24 protein-coding genes are annotated in these 25,221 nt (G+C 57.8%); 10 read left to right on the forward strand and 14 right to left on the reverse strand.

The window, feature by feature from the left end; all coding sequences use genetic code 11:
* Positions 1-164: 164 nt before the first annotated feature.
* The gene (locus AC2FIO_RS09840; protein WP_058275016.1) at positions 165-896 is read left to right on the forward strand and encodes a response regulator transcription factor; all 732 of its coding nucleotides are present in this window, start codon (positions 165-167) and stop codon (positions 894-896) included.
* Entirely contained in the window at positions 893-2,335 is a 1,443-nt protein-coding gene (locus AC2FIO_RS09845) for a sensor histidine kinase (protein ID WP_282119611.1), read from the forward strand. Before AC2FIO_RS09840 ends, AC2FIO_RS09845 begins: the two co-directional genes overlap by 4 nt.
* 4 nt (positions 2,336-2,339) lie before the next feature.
* Here the strand turns inward: AC2FIO_RS09845 and fliP are convergent, their stop codons facing one another.
* Genes fliP through fliF form a run of 4 tightly spaced genes read right to left on the reverse strand, consistent with a single transcriptional unit; the run spans position 2,340 to position 5,536 of the window.
* Complete coding sequence (fliP, locus tag AC2FIO_RS09850) at positions 2,340-3,071, reverse strand: flagellar type III secretion system pore protein FliP (RefSeq protein WP_496697275.1); 732 nt, start codon at positions 3,069-3,071, stop codon at positions 2,340-2,342.
* On the reverse strand, positions 3,071-3,358 hold the full coding sequence (locus tag AC2FIO_RS09855) for a FliM/FliN family flagellar motor switch protein (RefSeq protein ID WP_282170164.1): 288 nt from the start codon (positions 3,356-3,358) through the stop codon (positions 3,071-3,073). Before AC2FIO_RS09855 ends, fliP begins: the two co-directional genes overlap by 1 nt.
* Positions 3,351-3,947, reverse strand: coding sequence for a FliH/SctL family protein (locus tag AC2FIO_RS09860; protein ID WP_496697277.1), 597 nt, complete (start codon positions 3,945-3,947; stop codon positions 3,351-3,353). The genes AC2FIO_RS09855 and AC2FIO_RS09860 overlap by 8 nt, the downstream gene beginning before the upstream one ends.
* Positions 3,947-5,536 (reverse strand): flagellar basal-body MS-ring/collar protein FliF, encoded by a 1,590-nt coding sequence (gene fliF / locus AC2FIO_RS09865; protein ID WP_496697279.1) that lies wholly within the window; start codon positions 5,534-5,536, stop codon positions 3,947-3,949. The genes AC2FIO_RS09860 and fliF overlap by 1 nt, the downstream gene beginning before the upstream one ends.
* Before the next feature lie 119 nt (positions 5,537-5,655).
* On the opposite strand from fliF, the gene AC2FIO_RS09870 reads away from it, so the two are divergent.
* Genes AC2FIO_RS09870 through AC2FIO_RS09890 form a run of 5 tightly spaced genes read left to right on the forward strand, consistent with a single transcriptional unit; the run spans position 5,656 to position 10,247 of the window.
* Positions 5,656-6,153 carry a flagellar basal body-associated FliL family protein gene (locus AC2FIO_RS09870; protein ID WP_496697280.1) on the forward strand — a complete coding sequence of 166 codons (498 nt, stop codon included), beginning with the start codon at positions 5,656-5,658 and terminating at the stop codon, positions 6,151-6,153.
* 9 nt (positions 6,154-6,162) lie between these two features.
* Positions 6,163-6,624, forward strand: coding sequence for a hypothetical protein (locus AC2FIO_RS09875; protein ID WP_496697282.1), 462 nt, complete (start codon positions 6,163-6,165; stop codon positions 6,622-6,624).
* On the forward strand, positions 6,621-7,196 hold the full coding sequence (locus AC2FIO_RS09880; protein WP_496697283.1) for a MotE family protein: 576 nt from the start codon (positions 6,621-6,623) through the stop codon (positions 7,194-7,196). Before AC2FIO_RS09875 ends, AC2FIO_RS09880 begins: the two co-directional genes overlap by 4 nt.
* 46 nt (positions 7,197-7,242) lie before the next feature.
* Positions 7,243-8,112, forward strand: a complete 870-nt coding sequence (gene motA / locus AC2FIO_RS09885) for a flagellar motor stator protein MotA (RefSeq protein ID WP_496697284.1) — start codon at positions 7,243-7,245, stop codon at positions 8,110-8,112.
* Entirely contained in the window at positions 8,109-10,247 is a 2,139-nt protein-coding gene (locus AC2FIO_RS09890; protein ID WP_496697286.1) for a hypothetical protein, read from the forward strand. The genes motA and AC2FIO_RS09890 overlap by 4 nt, the downstream gene beginning before the upstream one ends.
* An 87-nt stretch (positions 10,248-10,334) precedes the next feature.
* On the opposite strand, the gene AC2FIO_RS09895 is transcribed toward AC2FIO_RS09890, so the two are convergent.
* The 3 genes from AC2FIO_RS09895 to betB all read right to left on the reverse strand — a co-directional run bounded on the left by AC2FIO_RS09895 (position 10,335) and on the right by betB (position 15,703).
* Positions 10,335-11,678, reverse strand: a complete 1,344-nt coding sequence (locus AC2FIO_RS09895; protein WP_496697288.1) for an MmgE/PrpD family protein — start codon at positions 11,676-11,678, stop codon at positions 10,335-10,337.
* Positions 11,675-14,119 carry a GcvT family protein gene (locus tag AC2FIO_RS09900; protein WP_496697290.1) on the reverse strand — a complete coding sequence of 815 codons (2,445 nt, stop codon included), beginning with the start codon at positions 14,117-14,119 and terminating at the stop codon, positions 11,675-11,677. The genes AC2FIO_RS09895 and AC2FIO_RS09900 overlap by 4 nt, the downstream gene beginning before the upstream one ends.
* Before the next feature lie 129 nt (positions 14,120-14,248).
* On the reverse strand, positions 14,249-15,703 hold the full coding sequence (gene betB, locus AC2FIO_RS09905; RefSeq protein ID WP_496697292.1) for a betaine-aldehyde dehydrogenase: 1,455 nt from the start codon (positions 15,701-15,703) through the stop codon (positions 14,249-14,251).
* A 164-nt stretch (positions 15,704-15,867) separates the two neighbouring features.
* On the opposite strand from betB, the gene AC2FIO_RS09910 reads away from it, so the two are divergent.
* Complete coding sequence (locus tag AC2FIO_RS09910) at positions 15,868-16,197, forward strand: hypothetical protein (RefSeq protein WP_282152256.1); 330 nt, start codon at positions 15,868-15,870, stop codon at positions 16,195-16,197.
* A 7-nt stretch (positions 16,198-16,204) separates the two neighbouring features.
* Here AC2FIO_RS09910 and AC2FIO_RS09915 read toward each other — a convergent pair whose 3' ends face one another.
* Together AC2FIO_RS09915 and trhO are read right to left on the reverse strand one after the other, a co-directional pair.
* The gene (locus AC2FIO_RS09915) at positions 16,205-16,705 is read right to left on the reverse strand and encodes a potassium channel family protein (RefSeq protein ID WP_058275022.1); all 501 of its coding nucleotides are present in this window, start codon (positions 16,703-16,705) and stop codon (positions 16,205-16,207) included.
* Positions 16,706-16,781: 76 nt separating this feature from the next.
* Positions 16,782-17,687 carry an oxygen-dependent tRNA uridine(34) hydroxylase TrhO gene (gene trhO / locus AC2FIO_RS09920; RefSeq protein ID WP_282170152.1) on the reverse strand — a complete coding sequence of 302 codons (906 nt, stop codon included), beginning with the start codon at positions 17,685-17,687 and terminating at the stop codon, positions 16,782-16,784.
* A 97-nt stretch (positions 17,688-17,784) separates the two neighbouring features.
* Here trhO and pncA point away from each other — a divergent pair, with 97 nt between their 5' ends.
* Complete coding sequence (pncA, locus tag AC2FIO_RS09925) at positions 17,785-18,378, forward strand: bifunctional nicotinamidase/pyrazinamidase (protein ID WP_058275024.1); 594 nt, start codon at positions 17,785-17,787, stop codon at positions 18,376-18,378.
* On the opposite strand, the gene AC2FIO_RS09930 is transcribed toward pncA, so the two are convergent.
* Positions 18,375-18,899 (reverse strand): hypothetical protein, encoded by a 525-nt coding sequence (locus AC2FIO_RS09930; RefSeq protein ID WP_108860017.1) that lies wholly within the window; start codon positions 18,897-18,899, stop codon positions 18,375-18,377. The two genes, pncA and AC2FIO_RS09930, sit on opposite strands and share 4 nt — an antisense overlap.
* A 165-nt stretch (positions 18,900-19,064) precedes the next feature.
* Here AC2FIO_RS09930 and pncB point away from each other — a divergent pair, with 165 nt between their 5' ends.
* Positions 19,065-20,357, forward strand: coding sequence for a nicotinate phosphoribosyltransferase (gene pncB, locus AC2FIO_RS09935; protein WP_058279083.1), 1,293 nt, complete (start codon positions 19,065-19,067; stop codon positions 20,355-20,357).
* Between the two features lie 3 nt (positions 20,358-20,360).
* On the opposite strand, the gene AC2FIO_RS09940 is transcribed toward pncB, so the two are convergent.
* Genes AC2FIO_RS09940 through AC2FIO_RS09955 form a run of 4 tightly spaced genes read right to left on the reverse strand, consistent with a single transcriptional unit; the run spans position 20,361 to position 25,200 of the window.
* Complete coding sequence (locus tag AC2FIO_RS09940) at positions 20,361-21,812, reverse strand: aldehyde dehydrogenase family protein (protein ID WP_496697297.1); 1,452 nt, start codon at positions 21,810-21,812, stop codon at positions 20,361-20,363.
* 33 nt (positions 21,813-21,845) lie between these two features.
* The gene (locus AC2FIO_RS09945; RefSeq protein WP_496697299.1) at positions 21,846-23,444 is read right to left on the reverse strand and encodes an ABC transporter ATP-binding protein; all 1,599 of its coding nucleotides are present in this window, start codon (positions 23,442-23,444) and stop codon (positions 21,846-21,848) included.
* Positions 23,441-24,256, reverse strand: a complete 816-nt coding sequence (locus AC2FIO_RS09950; RefSeq protein ID WP_496697301.1) for an ABC transporter permease — start codon at positions 24,254-24,256, stop codon at positions 23,441-23,443. The genes AC2FIO_RS09945 and AC2FIO_RS09950 overlap by 4 nt, the downstream gene beginning before the upstream one ends.
* Positions 24,253-25,200, reverse strand: a complete 948-nt coding sequence (locus tag AC2FIO_RS09955; RefSeq protein WP_058279087.1) for an ABC transporter permease — start codon at positions 25,198-25,200, stop codon at positions 24,253-24,255. Before AC2FIO_RS09955 ends, AC2FIO_RS09950 begins: the two co-directional genes overlap by 4 nt.
* Between the last annotated feature and the right edge of the window lie 21 nt (positions 25,201-25,221).

Raw genomic sequence — 25,221 nt, forward strand, 5'->3', positions numbered from 1 at the left:
TACTGTGGTCTGATCGCCGTCTGGCAAAGCGGAATTCATAGTAAAGTACGGAAACGGCCCAAATTTTCACCACTTCTGTTACAGGGTGTTACGTTGGCATTGAATCTGTTTCCATTCGTTACAATGGACAACGACAGAGGGAAAAGATCGGGAGGAAAGACAGAGTGAGCATTCCGCGGCTTCTGGTGGTGGATGACGACCCTGAGATGCGGTCGATGATGACGCAGCTATTGCAGCAAAACAGCTTCATCGCCCTTCCCGCCAGTTCCGAGCGGGAAATCCGGGCGCACCTGTCCAATGGCCGGATCGATCTGATTTTGTTGGACGTCATGCTGGGGGACGAGAACGGGATTGATATCTGCGCCCGGTTACGGCGCGAACAGGACGTCCCGATCATTCTGGTCTCTGCCCTGTCCGCCGACCATCAGCGCATGGCAGGGTACGAAGTTGGGGCAGACGACTACATTGCCAAACCGTTCAACCCCCAATTGATGCTGGCCCGTGTCAGGGCAGTGATGCAGCGCGCTCGGCGGTCGTCTTCGCTGGCGTATCGCCGAAGAACCCGCACCTTCCGTTTTGACGGCTGGGTCTTTGACGGAAAGCGTGATGATTTGCATTCGCCAGAAGGCTATTTGGTCGCGTTGTCACAGCGGGAAACCGCCCTGCTCAAGGTCTTGCTGGCCAATCCACATATTCCGCTTACGCGCGATGAAATCGTCACGGCACTGGATGTCACGGGGGACAGTGACAAGTCCGAAGCGCAGGGCCGCGCCATCGACATGCTGGTCGGTCGCCTGCGATCCAAGATCGAGACCAACCCGAAAGATCCGCAAATGCTGCGCACGGAACGTGGGGTCGGGTATATCTTTGCCGCTGACATTTCGGTCGAAGAATGACACTGCGCCTGCGCAATCTGGGGTGGCTTTGGACCCTTTCAGCCTTTGCTGCCGGTTTGCTGTCTGCAGGGTTATGGTTCGCTTCGGCGCGCGCCTGGAATGACTACCTGCTGCAATCTTTTGTAGCAGGGTTCACCGTCTACGAAGAATTGCGAACAGGCATGGCCCCCTCCGAAGGGTTGTCGATTACGCCCTTGCCGCCCCAGGATACGGCCCTTGCCGATAATGGTGAATTTCAGCGGTTGCCCGGGTTTTCAAACCGCCGCTTCGTCACCAACCTTTCGATCCTGACCGACAGTTCCTCGCCGCTCAGCGGGCGTGAATTAACCGTGGCGATCCTGTCCGACCGGTTGGTTTATCCGGTGTCGGACATTGTGTCAGGCAGTGATCAAACCGGGCCTGAAAAGATGGGAAACCTGACCCGGTTGCTGGCAACATATTGCAGTGAGCCGATCCTGATTGCGAAATTTGGACGCGAGGCCTGGCATCAGGTCGACGGGACACAGATATGGGGCTGTCAGGCGGCCCCAACGGATTTACGTCTGCCCGCAATACTTATGGGGATCGTCGCAATGGCGGTCATCTTATCCGCAGTCAGTAACGTCTCAGATACCTTCACCCGGTTTGCCCGCGCGTTGCGCGAACGGCAGCGCCTTGGGGGGCCGGAAAGCTACGAGGCGGATGGCCCGGATGAACTGCGCGATATCGTCTCGGCGGTGAACGCCCATCTTGAGGCCGAGCGCGCGCAGCTTGAAAAGCGGGCAACGGTTTTGTCCGGCGTCAGCCACGATCTGGGTACCCCTGCGACACGCGTGCGCCTGCGTGCCGCTCTGATCCCCGACGATGAACTACGCGAAAAGCTCGAGGCGGATGTGGATCAGATGACGGGCATGATCGAAAGTGTCCTGACCTATACGCGATCCGAACTGGATGTTGAGGAACCGCGCCAGATTTCTCTGACCTCTTTGGTGGAGGCTCTGGTCGCCGATTATCAGGATATGGACCTGCCCGTGACACTAAAAAAGACCGACCCCGTCGCGGTCGATGGGGTTACATCGGTTTTCATGTCCCGGCGCGGACACGGACAGCTGACCGAAACACGCCGCGTTCTGGTCATGGCGCGGCCCATATCGCTTAGGCGTGCGCTGACCAATTTGATCGACAACGCGTTGAAATATGGTCGACACGCCGAAGTGCAGTTGGCGACCGATGCGACCACCGCGACGATCACGGTCGAAGATAAGGGCACCGATCTGTCGGTGGAGGACATCGAAAACCTGATGGCCCCATTTCGTCGTGGGTCCAACACCGGATCTTCTGACGGCTATGGTTTGGGCCTGACAATTGCCGCCACCGTGGCCGAACAGCATGGCGGAGAAATGCGCTTTGAGGCCGGCGACTGCGGCCTGCGCGCCTGTCTGCAAATCGCCCGGCAATAAAAACCTAGGTCGCATAACTGCGCACAAGCGCGCTGGCGATCAGGGACCACCCGTCGGCGATGACAAAAAACGCCAGTTTAAACGGCAAGGACACTGTGGCTGGCGGAACCATCATCATCCCCATCGACATCAGTACCGCCGCAACCACAAGGTCGATGATCAGAAATGGCAGAAAGACCAGAAACCCGATCTGAAAAGCGCGCGCAATTTCGGACAGCATGAAGGATGGCATCAGGATGGACAGCGGCGCGTCGGGCGACAGCGTTGTGGCATCACCACCGGGGCGCAGGGCGGCCATGGCGTGAAACGTATTGGGGTCCAATCGCGCAGCCATGAAACCGCGAAACGGCTGTAATGCACGCTCCAATGCAGGCTCGACCTCCATCGTTTCATCGACCAACGGCCGAATTCCTGTTGTCCAGGCTTCGGAAAAGACCGGCTCCATGATGAAATAAGTCAGAAACAACGCCAGGCTGACAATCAGCATATTGGGAGGAGATTGCTGCAACCCGATACCCTGGCGCAGGATCGCCAAAACGGTGATCAGAAACGGAAAACAGGTGATCATGATCGCCAATCCCGGAGCCAGGCTGAGCACGGTGATCAACAGGATCAACTGAATCGTTCGCGCAGATATCGAACCGCCCTCGCCCAGCGAGACAGACAACTCCTGCGCCGTGGTCAAAGACGGGGTCAAAACCGCAAACGCGACCGCCAGAATTAGAAATCGGCGCATCAGCCGATCCCGTTTTGCAGGTCCGCGATTTCGGTCAGACGCACAGCCAGCTGACCGGCCTGCTCGCCCTCTATCTCCTCTAGCAAACCGCGCGCGACAAGCTGGTCGCCGACATACAGGTCAACCGGATCCTCGATGCGTTTGTCCAGCATCAGCACGGCGTTTTCCCCCATGTTCAGCAGATCACGGATCAAAGGGCGCGCCCGGCCAACCGATACGGTGACTTCAATCGGAACGGCCTCGAACGGGTTGGGCTTCTCGGATTTCGGGGTTTGCGGATCACTCATTGGTCACTGCCTCTTTTGCCTGAAAAACATATGCCTGAAAGGCTTGATCGACCGCAGCAAGCAAGCCGCTGCAATCCACCTCGCGCTGGGAAACCCCGACCTTGAGCCGCGACTGCCCTACCTCAAGCGTCGGGTCTTCGATCACCTGCACAGGCGATGAAAGCTCGGCGGGGATCAGGTCCTCCACCTCGTTCACACGACCTGAGGGTACGAAGATTTGCATGGGCTGTCCGATCTGCCCGCGCGCCATATCGGTGAGCTGCTCGACAAGTCGAACGGCAAACCCTCGGTCCAGCATTTCAGGCAAAACCAGCTGTGTCAGGCTCTGAAACATCGGTTCCAGCGACAGGGCCATCCGGTTAACCGCTTCATGGTAGGTAAAAGACATATCTTCGAGCGATTTGGCCAATTCGGCCGAAACCTGCCCCCGGCTCTGCTCTTGCGCCTGGACCGCGTCTTCCCAGCCGGCGCTATAGCCTTGCTCGAACGAGGCCAGCCTTTGTTCCTCTAACGCGTCCTCATCCAGTACGTGCAGCTGTCCGCCGCCGGCCTGTAAAGTGAAATCCTCAAGAAGATGGGCAATCGACATCACACACGCTCCTCACCTTCTTCCAGCCAGCTGCGCAGGATTTCGACCGTTTCTTCCTGCTTGTCGCCGATCATCGCCCTGAGCCGATCCACCGGGTCCGCCCCGGCATCGGTCGCAAGCGCCGGAACGTTCCCAGTGGGCCCCTGCCCCGGCAAGGTGGTGAATTGCCCGCCTTCTTCCGTCGCAATTTCGCCGGTCAGGTATGCGTCAGGTTCCTGGGCTGCACCTGCGGGCAGCAGTGCCGGAGCGGTTGCGGGTTGGGTCAGAATAGGGCGGATGACAAACACCCCAAGTACCAGGGAAACCAGTGCCAACACGGCCATCTGAATCAGCGAGATCGCGTCGAAATGCACCTTCTGCCACAGCGAGGCGGTTGCCAGACTGCCCTGCGGCTCGACCGCCGGCAGATCCAGCGATTTCAGTGTTATAACGTCGCCCCGCTCGGCATCGTAGCCCACTGCCGAGGCCACAAGCTCCTGCAGTGCATCCATCTCGGCCTGCGGCATCGGCGTGAATGTTTCACTGCCGTTTGCGTCCACGGATCGCGTTCCGTTTACCAAAACAGCAACCGTCAGTCGCTTGATGGCGCCGGGGCCGTTGTGAACCTCAAGCTCGGTCTCGGAAACCTCGTAGTTGACCCGTTCTCGGGTCTGGGTTGCGTTAGAATTGGATTCGTCCCCGCCCGCGCCATCGCCATCGGGCAGGTTTGACGCAACCGTCACATCCCCGGATTGGTTGCGGGCACTGTCCGAACGCTCTTCGACATCGGTGCTGATGGCCACACGGCCATTGGGATCGAAACGCCGTTCGCGGATTGATTCTGTCTTGGTAACCGTATCGACACTCACCTCGACCACCGCATTTCCAGCTCCGACCCGGGCTTCGATCAGACGCAGAACCCGTTCGCGCAGCTGGCGCGATTTATCGTCAGCGGTATCTGCGGACACCGGGTTGTCCTGTGCTCCGATCACTGCGCCATTCGAATCGATGACGGTGACGTTCTCGGGCGCCAGTCCGCTGACTGCGGACGACACAAGAAACCGGATCGCCTTTGCCTGATCCGACGTGATGTCCGTGCCCGACGCGACCAGGTAGATCGATGCGGTTGGTGCAACACTGCGTTGGAACGGATTGGCTGAACCGTTGGCAATATGCACACGTGCCTGGCTGATATGGGGGCTGCCGACAATGGTTCTGGCCAACTCTCCTTCTTTGGCGCGCCAATAGGCGGCGTCGAACATCTGCGACGTTGTGCCAAACCCGCTGAGCGAATCCAGCAGCTCGTAGCCCCGGTTTCCGGTTGCCGGCAGACCTTCGCTGGCCAGCGTCAAGCGCAGCTCATCCCGTTGTGATCCCGGCACATAAATGGAGCCGCCGCGAATCTCATACTGCACACCGCGCTGATCCAATGAACGGACAATATCCCCTGCAGCGCCGCTTTCTAAACCGGCGTAAAGCAGGGTCATCGACGGTGTTGTCACCAGACGCGACATCGCCAGGATCCCCAGAAACATCAGCACGACTGCACCCGCGACAATGATTTGTTTACGCCTATCCAAACTTGCCCAGACAGTTCCGATCTGCTGCACGATCACCTCCGACTCGCCGACATTCTGTGCGACGCATCCCTTGTTTGGATGATTGCCCTTAACAATCGGTTAGTCCCTGTCGGGTTATGACGATTGCAGATTGTAGAAATGAGGACGTCATGACCGACGCGACTGCAGAACAGGCAGAAGTTCCGGAAAAATCTGGGAAAAAGGGAATGATAGTAGGCGCGATTCTGGCGATAGCCGGTGCTGCGGGCGGGTATTTCCTGACCACCACCGGCCTGTTGCCGATAGGCGGAAAACCCGTCGTGCAGAACACCGAAGAAACAGAGAAAAGCAGACCTGCCAAGGCTCTGCCAAAGGTTGGATTCGTTGACCTAACTCCGGTCGTCGTTTCGGTAAACACCAGCGATTCGCGACATCTGAAGTTTCATGCCCAGCTCGAGGTGAACGCGCCGTACACGGCGGATGTGGAAAAGATGAAACCGCGAATCATGGACGTGCTGAACGGATATCTACGCGCGATTGAGGTTTCTGATCTTGAGGATTCGCTCGCGCTCATGCGCATCCGAGGACACCTGTTGCGGCGTATCGAAATCGTCGTCGGCGAAGGCCGCGTTCGCGATGTTCTCGTCATGGAATTCGTACTGAACTAGGAGGCGAAGTTGGAGCTGATTGCAGATATTTTGCTGGTCGCAGGTGCCATAGGTGCGGGTCTTTATTGTTTCGTCCTGTCCAAGCGGTTGAAACGCTTTACCGACCTTGAAAAAGGCGTCGGTGGTGCGGTGGCCGTGCTGTCTTCGCAAGCGGAAGAGTTGAAAAAGTCACTGGAGGCCGCGCGGGAAGCCTCGGATCAGTCTGGCGTCGTTCTTAAGGAACTGACCGAGCGCGCCGAAACAGTGGCGCAGCGGCTTGAGTTGATGATGGCCTCGATGCATGACGTCGTGCCGGACGATGAAAAGGCGACCGAGATCCCTACACCAGAGCCTGAGCCGGTTGTTTCTGAAGAACAGTCCCAAGCCAACTCAGTGCCCGTCATTGAAGAAGACGCGCCAGCCGAGACTCAGGTCAAACGTCCGGGTGGCTTGATGTTCCTGCGTCACAGCCGCAGCGAGGCCACGACATGAGGCGGAAGCAGGCAGAAAACCGTCCCAAAGGCGGCGTTCTTGCGGTGATCGCGATGCTTATGATCGGTTCCGCCGCGATCAGAATAGGATTCGAGGCCGGGCCCGCGCTGGCTAAAGGATCCGATCCCGCCCCATCGCTGGCGAGGAGCAGCCAAACCGAACAGCCCGGTGCGCAAGAATTGTTGACTGAATTGCTACGCCGCGAAGACGCGCTCAAGAAACGAGAGGCCGCGTTACAAGACAAAGAAAAGGCGCTGGATATCGCGGATCAGGCGATTGAAACGCGCCTGGCTGCCTTGCAGGAGGCAGAAGAATCGCTGCGACAGACACTGGCCTTCGCCGAAAAAGCCGCCGAGACCGATCTGACGCGCCTGACGGATGTGTATCAGAGCATGAAACCCAAGGACGCAGCCGCCCTGTTCGAAACCATGGACCCCGGCTTTGCGGCTGGCTTTCTGTCGCGGATGCCGCCTGATTCCGCCGCAGGTGTTCTGGCCGGTCTCAACCCCGAAGCCGCCTATACGATCAGCGTGATCATGGCCGGTCGCAATGCTGCGGCTCCGCAGGAGTAGCGCACATGTTTTTTACCCCCGCATCTGACTTTGCAGGAGACCACCCATGATTGGAATCATCGGAATCGTCGTCATTTTCGCCATGGTGTTTGGTGGATATCTTGCCGCCGGTGGCAAGATGACGATCATTTTGAAATCGCTCCCGTTCGAGATGATGATGATCGGCGGCGCCGCCGTTGGCGCATTCATGATCAGCAACGACTTGAGCGCTGTCAAACATACGATCAAGGACATGGGTAAAGTGTTCAAGGGCCCCAAATGGAAGCCCGAAGATTACCGCGATCTGCTGTGCCTTTTGTTTTCTCTGATCCGCATTGCCAAGGCCAACCCGGTCGAGGTGGAACAGCATATCGAAGACCCCGAGAATTCGACCCTATTCTCAGCCTATCCGAAGATTCAGAAGGACAAGGAAGCCGTCGATCTGATCTGCGACACGATGCGATCCGCGTCGATGAATTACGACGATCCACATCAAGTTGAAGAAGTGCTGGAAAAACGGATGGAGACCAGTTTTCACCACGCCATGCATTCCAGCCACGCGTTACAAACCGTCGCCGATGGTTTGCCCGCACTTGGGATCGTGGCCGCCGTTTTGGGCGTAATCAAAACGATGGGGTCCATCGACCAGCCGCCCGAAGTACTGGGCAAACTGATCGGAGGCGCTTTGGTCGGGACGTTCCTGGGCGTGTTTCTCGCCTATGGCCTGGTTGGCCCGTTCGCTGGCAAGCTGAAAGCGGTAGTCGAAGAGGACAACCATTTTTACCAGTTGATCAAAGAGGTTCTGGTCGCCAACCTGCACAACCACAACGCAGCCATGTGCATTGAAGTTGGCCGCCAGAACACGCCGACGCATAACCGCCCAGCATTTTCTGAGCTGGAAGATGCGTTGAAGGAACTCAAACAGGCAGCGGCATGATCCGGACAGTTTTACTTGCTTTGGCGCTAACCGCCGCGGCAGCGCAAGTTCAAGCACAAGATGTGCAGGTGCGCTCGGGCGAACATGAAGGCTATACGCGGCTGGTCGCACAGGTTCCGCCGGGCACTAAATGGGCGCTGTCGCACAAGAAAAATGGTGCGCGTCTGAGTGTCAAACTGGAAAAGGTGAACTTTGACACAGCAGCCGTTTTCCAGCGTCTGACGCAAAACCGCTTGGCCGCGATCTCTCAGTCAGAGCCGGGTGCCGCGCTGGATATGCAATTTGGTTGCGACTGTGTTGCCAATGCCTTTCTGTTCAAGGGCACGATGATCGTGGTGGATATTGCACCAGGCTCGGCGCTGCCCCAAATCAGCGCTGATATACCGTCGCCTGTTTTGCCCAAAGCGTCCAAAGAGAAAGACCCGTTGGTTGCGCAATATTTGCAGAGTCTCGAATTGCCACTGCTAAACCTGAACGCACAGCGCTTTGAAGAACAGCTCTCTACCCTGCTGCTGCGCGGCTCTGACCGGGAAGTCGTTGATTTGAAGCTTGCTCCGGTCGGACCACGGATGTCGGTTCCCAAGAACGATCCCTTTAGCCCCTCAGACCTTAATGCCAATATTCATGTGACATCCGTTCTGGACGGCTTGAATGAACTTTTGGGGCCATCCCTGCCACAGCTTGAGCAACGCCCACCCTGCATCTCGAGCGCTGAGCTTGGGTTTGACCGTTGGTCTGGGGCAACTCCCTTTCCGGAACAGGTGGCTTCGTTGCGCGCCGCCCTGTTCAAAGAATTCGATCATCTCGACGAAGAAAAGGCGCTGAAGCTGGCGCAGCTATACGCCTATTCCGGGTTCGGCGCAGAGGCTCTTCGGACGCTTGAATTGCTTGGGCGGCATGCGCCGGACACAGATCGGGTTACCGCCATAGCCCGGTATCTTGATGGCGCACAGCCGTCCCATCCGAACCCGTTTACCAATCTTCAGCGGTGTGAAAGCGACGCCGCGCTTTGGGCTCTTTTGATCGAAGGAGAGATGCAGGAAGAGGCCCAGTTGCAGTCGATCGAACAGTCATTTGCGCGCTTGCCCAACCATCTTCGCCGTCAAGTTGGGCCAACATTGGCGGAAATTCTGACAGATGCTGGGAAAATTGAACCAGCAAGGCGCGTGTTACGCACGGTCGACCGCGTTGCGACTGAGGACAGCGCCGATACGTCCCAAGCCAAGGCTAAAGTCGCGGCTGCCGAAGGCGACGGCCCGAAGTCAGAAGCATTGTTGAACGAGGTCATCGCTGCGTCGGGTGCAGAGTTGGAGGCACCGCTTGCGCTTGCGCGACTGGTCGACAAGCGGTGGTCGGAACGTGGAGCAATATCCCCACAAGAGCTTGATCTTGCGGCCTCTTACGTCGTGGAGTTTCGACGGTCTGAAATCGGGCCGCGCATGCTGCAAACACAGATCGTCGCTTTGAGCCTTAGCCATGAGTTCGATAAGGCGATGGATCTGCTGGGCGCTCAAAATACACAGGACAATGCCGCCGAAACGTTGAACCGCGTCGCCCAGATCCTGACCGAACGCGCCGACGACGCGACATTTCTAAGACGGGTCATGACCCTAACGCCGGAGCAGAAACTGGCGCTATTCACAGACACAAGCGTGGGATTGGCCGAGCGCTTGGTTACCCTTGGTTTTGCGGACGCGGCGCTGGAACTGGCCAGTCGGTCACAGGACAAGGCCCGGCGCGCAGAAAGGGCACGGTTACGTGCGCGCGCTGCCTTACTGCAACACCGACCACATCAAGCGATGTTGGAACTGGTCGACGATCCATCAGACGCGGCCCAGTTTTTGCGAGGGCACGCATTGCAGATGACAGATGATTACGTGGCAGCTGGTCAGCTTTTGCGTACTGTGGGTGACGATGAAAAAGCCGATCGGTTCTTTTGGTTGGCCGATCATCCGGAAACAGTCGAGCACGAACGCGACACAAAGTTCCTCGCAGTTCAGCAAACAACGCGGCTCCTGTCCGTGCCGCCAATACGAATGCAGGACAAGCCCTTAGCTGACGCGAAGGGCTTGTTGGATGACAGCGCAAAAACACGCCAGCACATTCTGGATTTGCTTGCGAAAGTGGACCAATAGCGGATTAGGTCGGCGCCACCTGCATTCACGGTTTGTCTTTCATTAGGTGCCCACTGAGCGTCGGCCCGCAGCCCGCACCGGCCGCTTTTACGGATCAAAGACCAACGGCATCAGGTCCGACAATCTGGATGTAGGTTCGACCCAACCCAATATGGCCGCGCGGATCGCGTCCGCGCAGTCTAAACCGACGACCGGCGCGGCAAACTCGGTGTACTTGGCGATCACATCTCCCCTGCTGAGCGGGGCCTCCGGCCCGCCGCGCGCGTGAGTGTCGCCGGATTCGAACACACGCCCATCGGTCGATTTCAAGATGACATCGGCCCACCGCCCCTGCGGGAAGCGTGCACTGTGGCGCGCATCTTCCAGAACGTGAATACGCGACACCAACTCTGCCACCGCCGGATCAGACAAACCCGAACCCGAGATATGTTCGACCCCGATCCGACCATGGATCGCCTGAACCGCCACAGCAAAAGGCAGAGAATACTGGGCCTGAGACGTGGTGTCAGGCATCCCTGCGTACAGGCAGGCCGCTTCATGAAAACTGTTGATATGGATGGATCGGATTTGGTCGTGGGCTAGGTCATTCTCCATCATCACAGCCCGAACGCCATCAATTGCCGCATGAGCCCAGCGACATATCGGATAAGGTTTTACGTATTGGTGTTCGACCTGCCAGAACTGACCTAAATCATCCCAAAACGACGCAACATCAGCATCTTCGATTGTGATGGCCGGGGCGCCCGTGAAACCACGTTCGGCCAGAATCGCAGATGATATGCCAACCATCGCGCCCCAACCCGATCCGTCGTGCAGCATCGTCGGATTCGCAATCTCGCGCATCATCTGGCTTCGGGGGCCGTGGTATTCTGCTATTCCCAACGCTTGTCGAAATTGCTCTGGCGTGTACCCGCGCATGCGCGCGGCCATGGCGACCACGCCAAGGGCATTCCAGGCGCCGGACGTGTGGTAATCGCTGACCGATGCGTGCAGCGACAGCCCGGCACGTCCTGCGATTTCATATCCCGTGACGACGGCAGCCAGGGCTTCGGGGCCGGACAAATCAGGGCAATGCGCACCAAGTGAAACTAACGCAGGCAGGACGACGACACCAATATGCCCCTTAGTCGGATTGTAGCCGTCATGCCCGTCCAAATTGTCGATTTGTGTGGCTGCTGCGTAGGCAGCGCCCGCCGTGCTGACGAGGCGGCCATCAAACATCATCGGAACGCTGAATGCCGCATCAGTGCTTGCATAGAGCAGCGCGGCAGTATCGCGGGCGATCACGCCGACCTCCATCGGGCCGGAGGCGATCAGGATGCCCATTGTGTCGAGCATCATCAGGGCAGCGGCCTCTTTCGCGCTGTCAGGCATCTCGTGCGCTGAAAGGTTCAGGGCAAAATCCGTGACCCGATCCAGCGTGCCGGTCATTTGGCTGCCTCCATCACCTTGGGTTGGACATCGCGCAGCCGGAGACCCGATGGATCAAAGGGCGGTTCGGCCAAAACTCTGGCTTTATGCGGTTTGCCGAGGATGAAGATTTCCACCATATCCCCCGGCTTTACGACTGCCGGATTTGAATAGCCGATGGCCAGGGATTTGCCGACTGAATAGCCATAGGCCCCTGAGGTCACACGTCCGACCGGTGCGCCATCTGGTGTAAAGATAGGTTCGCCACCGGACGCGTCAGCATTCGTCACCTCGACCTCAAAAATCGACAGAACCTCGCGCGCGGCGTTGTCCTTGATCTGCACATAGGCGTCTTTGTGCAGGAAGTCCTTGTCCAGCTTGATCAGACCCGCCAGCCCGACTTCCTGCGGCCAGTATTCCTGAGAATACTCGCGGCCCCAAGAGCCATAGCCCTTCTCGATACGCAGTGATCCCAACGCGCGGCCGCCCACCGGACCACCGTCGCACTCCTTCGCAGCCTCAAGAAGCGCCGTATAGAGCCTGATCTGATCTTCTTCCTCGCAGTGCAACTCCCACCCCAAATCACCGGTAAAGCTGACACGGATCGCCAGGCAGGTCACCCCCGCAACCTCGATCGTGGCCGAGCGCATGAAGCGGAACGCCTCGTTCGTCAAATCCGCATTGGTCAGCCGCTGCAGCAGGTCACGCGATTTGGGCCCTGCGACGTTGAAGCCCGCAATCCGGTCCGTAGCCACCTCGAACGTGGTGCCTTCGGGCAGGTCGATCATGTTGAAGAACCGCTGATGATAGCGCTCGGCCATACCCGAGCCGATCATCATGTATTCGTTCTCGGCCACCTTGGTGATGGTAAAGTCGCCGGCCACACCCCCGCGCACCGAGATCAGCGGCGTCAGGCAGGACCGCCCGACCACGGTCGGCACCCGGTTGGCAACCAGCTTGTCCAGCCACTCATTGGCGCCCGGGCCCTTAATGACGTAGTTGGCAAAGTTCGAGATGTCGATCACGCCAACGTTTTCGCGCAGCATCTTGACCTCTTGCCCAACCGGTTCCCACCAGTTCTGGCGCGTGAACCCGTTTGTCTCGGTGGTGCCGGGCTGATCGGCAAACCACAGCGGATGCTCCCAGCCGCAGTTCAGACCAAAGACGCAGCCTATGTCCTTTTGCATTCCATAGGCCGGGCGCACGCGGGCCGGACGGCCTGCGCTGCGTTCCTCGTTGGGGAAGTGGATGGCGAACCGGTGGGTATACTGGTCCTCAACCCGCGCCTTGGTGAATTTCTTGTCCGCCCAATCGCCAAACCGGGCCAGATCCCATGCGAACATGTCGTATTGCGGCTCACCCTCGATCATCCACTGCGCCGCCAGCAACCCCAGCCCGCCCGATTGCGAGAAGCCAGGGATCAAGCCCCCACATAGGAAGTAGTTCTTTAATTCCGGCACCGGGCCCCAAAGGGCGGAACTGTCCGGGGACCAGATCATAGGCCCGTTGATCACCCGTTTCACGCCAGCCGTCGCCGCGGCGGGCACGCGTTCGGTTGCGCGGATCACGTTCTCCATGATCCGGTCCAGATCGTCGGGGAACAGATCATGGGCGAAGTCCAGCGGCGTCCCGTCTTCGGCCCAGAACTTCATATCCTTCTCATAGGCCCCGATCAGCAGGCCGTTGCCTTCCTGTCGGAAGTAGTACTCACCGTCTCGATCGGCGATCGAAGGTAAACGGCGACCCAGGCTGGCAACCTCATCAATGGAATCGGTTACGAAATACTGGTGTTCAGTTGGTTGCAACGGCAGGTTCAGACCAGCCAGCGCCGCAACTTCGCGGCCCCAAAGGCCTGCGGCATTCACAACCCATTGCGTATGGACGTCGCCCTTTTCGGTACGCACGATCCACGACCCATCTGCCTGTTGCTCAGTGCCTAACACGGGGCAAAAGCGCTCGATCGTTGCACCCATGGCGCGCGCGCCTGCGGCATAGGCGTGCGGCACACCTGAGGGATCCACGTTGCCGCCATCGGGTTCAAACATAATGCAGCGGATATCGTCGAACCGCGCCAGCGGGTGCAGTTCCATCGCTTGTTCGCGGCTGACTTCGTAGAAATTCAGGCCATAGAACCGAGCCTTGGCTTCCTGCAGACGCAACTGGTGTTCGCGGTTTTCAGTCTGGGCCAGATAGAGGGAACCGGGCTGGAACACTCCGCAGCTCTGGCCGGTTTCCTGCTCCAGCTCTTTATACAAGTTCATCGTGTAATGCTGGATGCGGGTGATATTGTTGTTGTCGTGTAGCCCGTGGATATTGGCCGCCGCGTGCCAGGTTGATCCGCTGGTCAGTTCATCCCTTTCAAGCAGGACTACGTCCCGCCAACCAAGCTTGGCCAAATGGTACAGGATTGAACAGCCAGCCAATCCTCCGCCGATGACTACGGCCTGTGCATGCGTTTTCATGAACTTGATCTCCCACCGACGGAACCGAAAACGGCACCCTTTGGAGGAAGTCAGCCACATGTTTTATGTGGCTTATGCTCTGTTCCCGACGCAAAATGTCGGGAACAGAGCTTGAATGGCCGGTTTTGATTAGTACGGCGCTTCGACGTCGTTCATCGAAACATAGACCGTCTTCATCTCGCTGAAGTGATTGATCGCCAGTTTCGAGTTTTCGCGCCCGACGCCCGACATTTTGGACCCACCGAACGGGGCCTCGACCGGAGCCAGATTATAGGTGTTGATATAGCAGGTGCCCGCCTCGAACCCAGCCACAATGCGGTGCGCGCGGGTCAGGTCGTTGGTGAAGACACCGGCTGCCAATCCAAACTCGGTGTCGTTGGCGCGGGCCATCACCTCTTCTTCGGTATCGAAATCCAGTACGGACATGACAGGGCCAAAGATTTCTTCGCGCGCGATGGCCATATCGTCCGTCACATCCGCAAACACTGTGGGCTGCATGTAAAAGCCGTCACCGTCGATCCGCTCACCGCCAAATACTAGGCGCGCACCTTCAGCCTTGCCCTTTTCGACATAGCTCAGCGCTATATTCAGTTGGTTTTCGCTGACCATAGGGCCAAAGTTGACGTCCTCATCCAGCGGATCACCAATTTTCGCAGTGGCCAGACGTTCTGAGAGGCGCTTGAGGAATGCCTCTTTGACGCCTTTCTGCACAAAGACACGGGTGCCGTTCGAACAGACCTGACCCGAGGAATAGAAGTTGCCCAGGATCGCACCCGAAACAGCGTTTTCGATATCAGCGTCGTCGAACACGATCATCGGAGACTTGCCGCCCAGTTCCATCGTCACGTGCTTCATGCCGTCGGCAGCTGCGGCATAGACCTTGCGGCCGGTCGGAACGGACCCGGTCAGCGAAACCTTGGCCACACGCGGATCGGTCACAAGCGATGCGCCAACATCGCCATAGCCCTGGGTCACGTTATAGACGCCCTTTGGCGCGCCCGCCTCGATCAGGATCTCGGCCACTTGCAACGCCGAGAGGGGCGTGGTCTCAGACGGTTTGAAGACCATCGTATTGCCGCAGGCCAGTGCAGGGGCTCCTTTCCAGCATGCGATCTGGGTCGGGTAGTTCCATGCCCCGATACCGACGCAAACGCCCAGCGCCTCGCGGATGGTGTAGACAAAGTCTCCGCCGCCCAGCGGGATATGCTCACCCGTCAATGACGCAGCCAGCCCCCCAAAGTACTCCAACGCATCCGCACCCGATGTGGCGTCGGCCACCAGGGTTTCCTGCAAGGGTTTACCGGTGTCGTGGGTTTCGAGGATGGAAAGCGCGCGATTGCGGTCACGCATGATGTCAGATGCCCGTCTCAGGATGCGACCACGCTCGGTCCCGGACATTGCCACCCACTCTGCCTGAGCGTTTTTGGCACTTGTTAGAGCCTGATTTACAATATCCGGCGTGGCAGAGTGCAGCCGGGCGATGATTTCACCGGTGGCCGGGTAGATCACGTCGATAGGGGCGCCGTTGGTATCTTCAACATATGCGCCGTTGATGAAATGGCTCGCTTTGGGCTGAAACTTCATGCCGATTTCCTTCTCAGAGGTCCTTTCTTTCGCGTTTATATTTTATTGATTGACCAGTCAATAAAAGCAATCCACGGCGGACTCCCGCTGATGTGAATCGGCTCCCTCTTGAATAAAAAGCTTAATGTTCCATTTATGTTCCACATAGTCAGAGGAACAATCCGATGTCTTACCACGCCCGCAACCCGGCCATGGATGGCCCATCGAACGACTATCACCTGTTGCCCGTCACAGACCGGCAAATGCGATACGCTCGTGCAATTGCCCAGCAGTCGGCCTTGGAAATCCCAGTCGAGGCACAACGGGATCGCAAGTCGATGTCTGCCTGGATTTCGGCGCACAAGCCAGCCGATCCATCGCCCTTTGCGGACTATCCATCCGGCAAGCAGGTTGCCTTTGCCGAACGCATTTCCCGTAGCAGGCGCAGGCCTATCCCATCCGAGTGTTTCCGCGACAAACAGATGATGTCCCGCTGGATTGATCAGAACAAATAGTGGCCGTCTAATGTTTATGGTGGCGGGTATAGAGCGCAACCGTAGCAGCAACAAACATACCCAAGAGGATGTAGCCGGTAACAGCCTCAGCGACGGCCAGCCCGCGACATAAACCTGTTGGGATCATGTCGCCATATCCCACAGTGGTGAAGGTGACGTATGAAAAATACAGGAAATCGGCTGGAGCATCTGCACCGACCACGCAATTGTCGGCGTAGCCGAAAGCACCATACGCCGCCGCGAACAAGAACGGCACGACCTGAATGAAGGACACACCCATCAGAAACAAGCGTCGATGCGGCAGTTTCACCTGTGTCATGTAGTACCAAGATTGCGATGCGACCCAAACCACCAGGCAGACCGACACAATAGTACCGATGGTTTCGCCTGCGGCCGCCTCACTCAGGCGCGACAGACCATACCACGCGAAAAAACTCGCAATAACCAGTCCGACCGCTGCGATAAGCGTCGATTTCCACTCTTCCAGTGTTGTAGGTTCGCGGTGCATAAAACTTCCGATGGCCTAGGTTTTTCCGCGATCATCAGGGTTCCGGCCTGTACCCGCAACCTTAATCATTCACCCATCATTCAATGCTTAGGTGTTCCTGCCCGCGCTGACGTGACAGCAGGATTTGATTCTGGCGTTCGCGGAACCGCATTTTGTCCGCGTCTGATGTCTCGTTTATGCACCGATGGCAAGACACGCCGTGCTCGTATTCCGCGCGCTTCATATCCTCTGGCAGAATCGGGCGGCGGCAGCCGTGGCACAGGTTGTGCGGTCCTTCGACCAACCCATGTCCAACCGAGACGCGATTGTCGAACACAAAGCACTCGCCCTGCCAGGTGCTGTCATCGGCGGGCATCTCTTCGAGATACCGAAGGATGCCGCCTTTCAGGTGGTACACATCCTCAACCCCCTGCCCCAGCAGGTAGTTGGTGGATTTCTCACAGCGAATACCGCCAGTGCAGAACATCGCGACTCGTTTGTTGTGAAAGCGGTCTTTGTTTTCTTCCCACCAGACTGGGAACTCACGGAAACTGGCTGTTTCAGGGTCTACTGCGCCCTCAAACGTACCAATCGCCACCTCGTAGTCATTGCGTGTGTCGATCACGACCACATCGTCAGACCGGATCAGATCGTTCCAGTCCTCGGGCTCGACATAATTGCCGACACGGGCACGCGGATCGACGTCCGGCTGGCCCATGGTCACGATCTCTTTTTTCAGGCGCACCTTCATTTTGCCAAAGGGCGGGTGATCGGATGTGGCCTCTTTCCACTCAAGATCCGCACAACCGGGCAGAGCCTTGATGTGGGCCAACACCGCATCGATCCCACTACGCGGGCCGGCGATGGTTCCGTTGATCCCCTCGGCGGCCAGCAACAAGGTGCCCTTGACTGACTGCGCGCGGCATAGGTCCAGCAGCGGGTCGCGCAGGGCTGCATGATCCGAAAAACGAGTGAAGTGATAGAGAGCAGCGATCGTATACATGCGCGCGGTCTAAACCTGCTGGACAAGAGTCGCAAGAGACCGGATTGACGCCCCCCGCCCTGCCCCCTACCGATAGGACAATGCGAGGAGATTCCCGATGGCCCATGCCCTAATTGTAATCGACGTTCAGAACGATTTCTGCCCCGGTGGTGCGCTGGCGGTGCCCGGAGGTCACGAGATCGTGGACCCCATCAACACTATGATGGCAGAGTTCGACGCCGTGATCCTGACGCAGGATTGGCACCCGGCGGGACATTCGTCCTTTGCCAGCGAGCACGACGGCAAAGCTCCCTTGGACATGACCGAAATGCATTATGGGCCGCAGGTCTTGTGGCCGGATCACTGTGTGCAGGGCACCGACGGTGCGGAATTCCATCCGGATCTGAATACCCATGCTGACCTTGTCATTCGCAAAGGCTTTCGGAGCAGCATCGATAGCTATTCCGCATTTTTCGAGAACGACCAAAAGACTCCGACCGGTTTGGAAGGTTACTTGAAATCACGTGGCATCACCAAACTGACCCTGGTTGGGCTGGCCACAGATTTCTGTGTTCATTTTTCAGCCGTTGACGCTGCCCGGTTGGGTTTTGACGTCACGGTCCGAATGGACGCATGTCGGGCGATTGATTTGGATGGATCACTGGCAGCCGCCGTGGCCGCGATGCGTGAAGCTGGCGTTGCGTTGACCTAAGGCGTAGCGCCTTTTTCGGCAAGATACCTGAGCACTGCAAACAAGATCACCGCCAGTCCCAATGCAACGCCAATTCGTCCGGGCAATGTGCGGCGCTCGGGCGTTGCGGGTGATTTGTAGCGCGGGTTCGGCGTCCAATTCTCGACTTTTGGGCGTTGGTCGTTGCGCGGTTTGGCCGTTTTGACATTGTCCAAAAATCGATGGAAGTCGAATTCACCGCAGTATTCGCCCTCAATTCCCATTTCGCGAATATTGGCAAAAAGCGCGTGCAGAATGCGTTTGCGTTGGTCTACGTCCCGTGACGAATAGTACCCTTGCGACAACTTGCTGTCGGTTGAATCCAGATCAAAGCCGGCTTCCTGGAAAATTTGTCGAATCTTCGGTGACGTCGCCCGAAGCGCGTCAGCCGTTTTCACGTGACGGAATCGGGCACGCGCGACGGAATTGTCCAATCGCTCTGAACCGGCGTTATCTTCCAATTCCTCATTAACAACGATGTCAAAATCGTACTCGAGAACCATTCACCAAATTAACCTCGTTCAACCATCCCTCTCTTTTCACTAAACTGTGAAAAGATCACACAATATGCTCGCAATGTGACCTGACCTTGTCATTGTTATCATTCTAGCGACTCTTGCCATTCCACGCACCGATTGATCTAACAACGGAAATCGCAGGAGTTCCCCATGGTCGATATTGCGACACGCGTGTACAATCATAAATGGAAGATTGACCCGATTGTACGGTCTTTGATCGACACTGACTTCTACAAACTGCTGATGTGCCAGTCAGTGTTTCGAAATAAGCCCCAAACGGATGTGGCTTTTTCCCTGATCAACCGGTCGAATCACATTCCATTGGCCAAACTTATCGATGAAGGCGAGCTGCGCGAGCAATTGGATCATATCCGATCGCTTGGCCTGAGCCGGGGCGAAAGCACGTGGCTGCGGGGCAATACGTTCTATGGCAAGCGCCAGATGTTCCGTTCGGATTTTATGGAATGGTTCGAAAACATGCGCCTGCCGCCCTATCACCTGGAACGGAAGGGCGATCAGTACGAGCTGACATTTGAAGGTAAGTGGCACGAGGTTATGCTGTGGGAAATCCCGGCGCTTGCGGTTCTGATGGAGCTGCGCTCGCGCGCTGTGCTGAACAACATGCGGCGGTTTGAGCTGCAGGTGCTATATGCCCAGGCCATGACCCGCGTTTGGAAGAAGATCGAACAACTGCGGGATATTGACGGGCTTGGGATCGCTGACTTCGGAACCCGGCGTCGACACAGCTTTCTTTGGCAAGACTGGTGTGTGCAGGCCATGATCGAGGGTCTGGGATCGAGTTTTACCGGTACGTCGAACTGTCTAATCGCCATGCGGCGCGAAGTTGAAGCCATCGGCACCAACGCGCACGAACTGCCGATGGTCTACAGCGCCCTTGCCAAAGACGATGCTGAACTGGCGCAAGCGCCTTATGACGTGCTGAGCGACTGGCACGACGAACATGACGGCAATCTGCGCATCATTCTGCCCGACACCTATGGCACGCAGGGCTTTTTGGATCGCGCACCCGATTGGCTGGCCGGATGGACCGGCATTCGCATCGACAGCGGTGATCCCGCAACAGGCGCGGAAACCGCGATCAAGTGGTGGCAATCCCGTGGAGAAGACCCCCTGGAAAAGCGCGTGATCTTCTCGGATGGTCTGGATGTGGATAAAATTCGGGAACTGCACACTCAATTCGCCCACAGAACCAAAGTCTCGTTCGGGTGGGGCACCTTGCTGACCAACGACTTCCGCGGGCTCGTGCCAAACGACGCGTTGGCGCCGTTCTCGCTGGTCTGCAAGGCTGTGTCCGCCAATGGCCAGCCGACCGTGAAACTGTCGGACAACCCGGAAAAGGCGATGGGACCGAAGGATCAGATCGAACGCTACAAACGAGTGTTCGGCGTAGGCGCGCAAGAGGCGATCGAGGTGATTGTTTAGGCTCTAACCATGGTACGCCGCGACCGTTTTCAACTGTGAAAAGCCATATAGGGCCTCGAACCCTTTCTCGCGGCCGTGTCCAGATTTTCCGACACCACCAAAGGGAAGCTCTACGCCACCACCCGCGCCGTAGTTGTTGATGAACACCTGGCCCGAGCGCAGTTGCTTTGCCAGCCGCATTTGCCGTGCGCCGTCGCGGGTCCAGATGCTGGCGACCAACCCGTAATCGGTGCCGTTGGCAATCTTCACCGCGTCTTCTTCTGATTCGAATGGGATCAGCACCTGCACGGGACCGAAGATCTCATCCTTGGCCAGACAGTGATCCGGCGGAACGTCCGCAAAAAGGGTCGGCACAACATAGGCTCCTTCGGACGGCGCACCGTCTACGATCTGTCCTTGCCCTGCGACGGTCAGGTCTGCGCCCCTGGCCAGAAAGTCCGAAACGATGTCCTTTTGACGGGCCGATATCAGCGGGCCGACGCGCAGATCGTCTTGCGCAGGGCCAACGGTCAAATCTGCATAGGCCGCTGCCATACGATGCTTGACCTGATCATAAACCCCGCGCTGCACCAAAATGCGTGACGAGGCCGAGCAGGTTTGTCCGGCATTCTGAATGCCCGCATTCACCAGAAAGGGCAGGGCCGCATCCAGATCGGCATCGTCAAACACCAGTTGAGGTGACTTCCCCCCAAGCTCCAGCGTCACAGGAATCACGTTTTGCCCCGCTGCCTGCTGCACCAGCGCCCCAGTAGCGACTGACCCGGTAAACGAGACGTGGTGCACGCCCGTATGGCCCGCCAAAGCCGCCCCCGCCTCGGCCCCCAACCCGGGGACGACATTAAGGGCACCGGCCGGTAAACCGGCCTCTTGCGCCAGATGCGCAAAGGCCAGCGCGGTCAGGCAAGCTTCTTCCGCAGGTTTCAGAACGCAGGCATTGCCCATCGCCAGCGCAGCCCCAACCGACCGCCCGATGATCTGCATCGGATAGTTCCACGGCACGATATGCCCCGTCACGCCGTGCGGTTCCCGTAAAGTATAGACGGTGTAGCCATCCAGATACGGGATGGTCTCGCCCATGACCTTGTCCGCGGCCCCACCATAGAATTCGCAATACCGTGCCAACGCAACCGCATCTGCGCGTGCCTGCGTCAGGGGCTTGCCGACATCCATGGCCTCTAGCGTGGCCAGGCCCTCGACACGCTCCAAAACCATCCTTCCCATACGCGTAAGGATACGGCCCCGCTCCAGCGCAGTCTTTCGTCCCCAATCCCCGTCAATCGCAGTCTGAGCAGCCTTGACCGCAGCATCAACATCATGCCCGCCACCCCTTGCGATCTGGCAGATATCTGAGCCGTCAGAAGGATTGATCAAAGGCAATGTTTGTTCTGAGGCTGGCGGCACCCAATTGCCGCCGATCAGACACAGGCTTGGATCAAACCAAAGGGGGCTGGACATGAGATACTCCTATATTCGGCTCTAATATGTGGTTCACGCCACATCCCGACCAATGTCTGGCAGCACTGGCGCGGCATTAATCAGGTCTTTTGTGTATTGGTGTTGTGGGTCAGAGAAGACGCTTTCGGTATCGCCTTCTTCGACGATCTTTCCGGCCCGCATCACCATAACGCGGTCAGTGATGGTGCGCACGACGCTCAGATCATGGCTGATGAACAGATAAGTCAGATCATAGGCCTCACATAGTTCGGCCAACAGGTCGAGAATCTGCGCCCGGACCGACACATCAAGGGCCGAAACAGCCTCGTCAAACAAGATCAGTTCGGGCCGGATGATTAAGGCACGGGCGATGGCGATGCGCTGTCTCTGACCGCCAGAGAATTCATGAATATACTTACCAGCGTCATCCGGGCTGAGACCCACCGCTGTCAACATTTCAGCGATCCGGTCCTGCCTCTCGGACCCCGTTACAGGAGCATCGAGCAGATGGAACGGTTCAGTGATCAGCCGGGCCACGCGGTGACGTGGATTGAAGCTACCATAGGGGTCCTGAAAGACCACCTGCATCTTGCGCCGCACGGCGAGGTTGGGTTTGTGACCCGAAAAGACAGGCTGGCCATCCAGACGAATGTCACCACCCTGAACTTCTTCAAGGCCCAGAATTGCCTTTGTTAGGGTCGATTTTCCACACCCCGACTCGCCGACCAGGCCCAGACGTTCTCCGCTATTGAGCGTAAAGCTGACTTGGTCCACTGCCCTGTGATGCCCCGGTGAATCAAACAGCCCCTTGCGGGGCAGACGATAGTCGCGAATGACTTTTTCTACCTCAAGCAAGGGACGGGAATGCGTGGTTTCGGGCAGGGACACCTGATGCCCCGAAGCCTTGAACAGCATACGGGTATATGGATGTTGCATGTGGTGTAGCAGGTAGTCAGTGGCCCCGGATTCGACGACTTCGCCATGGCGCATGACAACAATTTGGTCGGCCATATCTGCGACTACCGCAAGATCATGGGTGATCATCAACAGCCCCATGTCGTATTCCGACACCAGCCCTTTTAGAAGCTTGAGGATTTGCGCCTGCGTTGTCACATCTAGCGCTGTGGTCGGCTCATCCGCGATCAACAGCTTGGGACGCAACGCGATCGCCATCGCAATCACGACACGCTGACGCTGCCCCCCGGACAGTTCGTGCGGAAAACGGGACAGCGGGAAACGATCCGGCGGCAGGCCAACACGGGTCAGAACTTCCTCCGCCCGGTCTCGCGCCTGTCTGGGCGGCATGGCCTTGTGTATCAGGATGGTCTCCATCACCTGATCGCCGATGGTTCTAACTGGGTTCAGTGCGGTCATAGGTTCTTGGAACACCATACCGATCGCGGCACCGCGCAGAGTACACATATCGTTTTCGTCGCGGTCCAGCAGATCTGAGCCGTTCAGCCAGATGACCCCGGTCGTCTTGGCCCCGTCCGGCAAAAGCTGCATCACCGCGAGCGCGGTCATCGATTTGCCCGATCCGCTTTCCCCGGTCACGGCCACGATCTGACCGGGCGTAATGGACAGACTGACTTGTTTCAGGATGTCCGTGCCGTGAATGGACAGAGACAGGTTTTTGATCTCAAGTAAACTCATGTGCGCGCCACCCTGATCCGGGGGTCCAGCCAATCGCGCAACCCATCACCCAATAGGTTCAACCCAAGCACCGTGACAATGATCGCCAGACCCGGAATCAGAGCCAAATGCGGGGCAAAGCTGACCATTGTCTGCGCATCAGCCAGCATCCGGCCCCAACTTGGCGTGGGCGGTTGCGCGCCCAGACCGACATAGGAAAGGCCTGCCTCGGCCAGAATTCCCAACGAGAACTGGATGGTGCCCTGAACGATCAGAAGGTTGGCGACGTTAGGCAGGATATGCTCAGCCGATATCCGTGCCGCACCTTTGCCCGAAACGCGCGCGGCCAGGATGAACTCCCGCTCCCATAGAGATAGCGCTGCGCCGCGAGTGATGCGTGCAAAAACCGGGATGTTGAAAATGCCAATGGCGATGATCGCATTTATCGCACCAGCACCAAACACAGCAGTGATCAGGATGGCGATGACCAGAGACGGGAAGGCAAAAACCAGATCGTTGCCGCGCATGATCAGCTCGTCCAGCGCCGACCCTTTGCGCGCAGCCGCTGTCAGGCCCAAAGGCACGCCCAGCGCCATGCCAATCCCCACCGCCACCAAAGCCACGGCAATCGAGGTACGGGCACCGACCATGATCATCGAGAACATGTCGCGTCCGAAATGATCCGTACCAAACCAATGCAGCGCGTTGGGTGGCTGCAGTTTGTCGGGGATGTTCAGTGCGGCGTAGTCATAGGGCGTCCAGACAAATGACATCGCCGCCGCCAACAGCACCAGCGAGGACAGACAAGCCCCAAGGATCAGGCTCCGGCTCATGTCCGGCTCCTTAACCTTGGATCAACTGCTGCATAGGCCAGATCGACCAGAAAGTTCACGGTGATGACCGCAAAGACCAGCAGCATTACCACGGATTCCACCACAATCAGATCGCGGGCCGAGATTGCCTGAAACACCAATCGTCCAAGACCCGGCAGGTAGAACACCTGTTCGATGATGATCGATCCTGCCAAAAGGAAGGAAAACTGTAACCCGATGATGGTCAGGACCGGGATCAGCGCGTTGCGCACCCCGTGCCGCCACAGGGCCTGACGCCGCGACAACCCCTTGGCACGTGCGGTACGCATGAAATCCTCACCCAGAATATCCAACAAAGACGATCGCATCACCCGCGCCAGAATGGCCGCCTGCGGCAGGGCCAGCGCGATGGCCGGAAGGGTCAAGGAGTGTAATCCCGTCCAAAGTCCCTTATCCCAGCCTGCGAACCCTCCGGCATTGAACCAGCGCAGATTGATGGCGAAGACCAGAACCAGCATCATGGCGAACCAGAAATTCGGAACCGCAATGCCCAGCTGTGTTGCCCCCATTACCGTCAGATCGCCCGGTTTGCCCCGGCGCGCGGCGGCGTAGATGCCTACAGGAAACGCAATCGCGGTAGACAGGGTAAGCGCATACAGAGCCAGAGGCAGCGAGACCCACAGCCGATCCGCGATCATCTGCGATACTGGCGTGCGATAGGTGTAAGAGGTTCCGAAATCCCCCACCATCATCCCGCCAACCCAATTGAAATACCGCTGCACCTTGGAGACATCCAAACCCAACTCGGCCCGCAGAGCGGCAAGCGTATCTTCTTGAGCATTGACGCCCAGCATGAATGACGCAGGATCGCCGGGCGCCACCTCAATCACGGCAAATATGACCACCGAGGCGACGGCGAGGCTGATCACCAGCGATATCAGGCGTTTGAGGGCATAGCGAAGCATCGAGGCCACGTTAGGGGTGCG

This window comes from Ruegeria sp. CDSB086 (assembly GCF_059611065.1).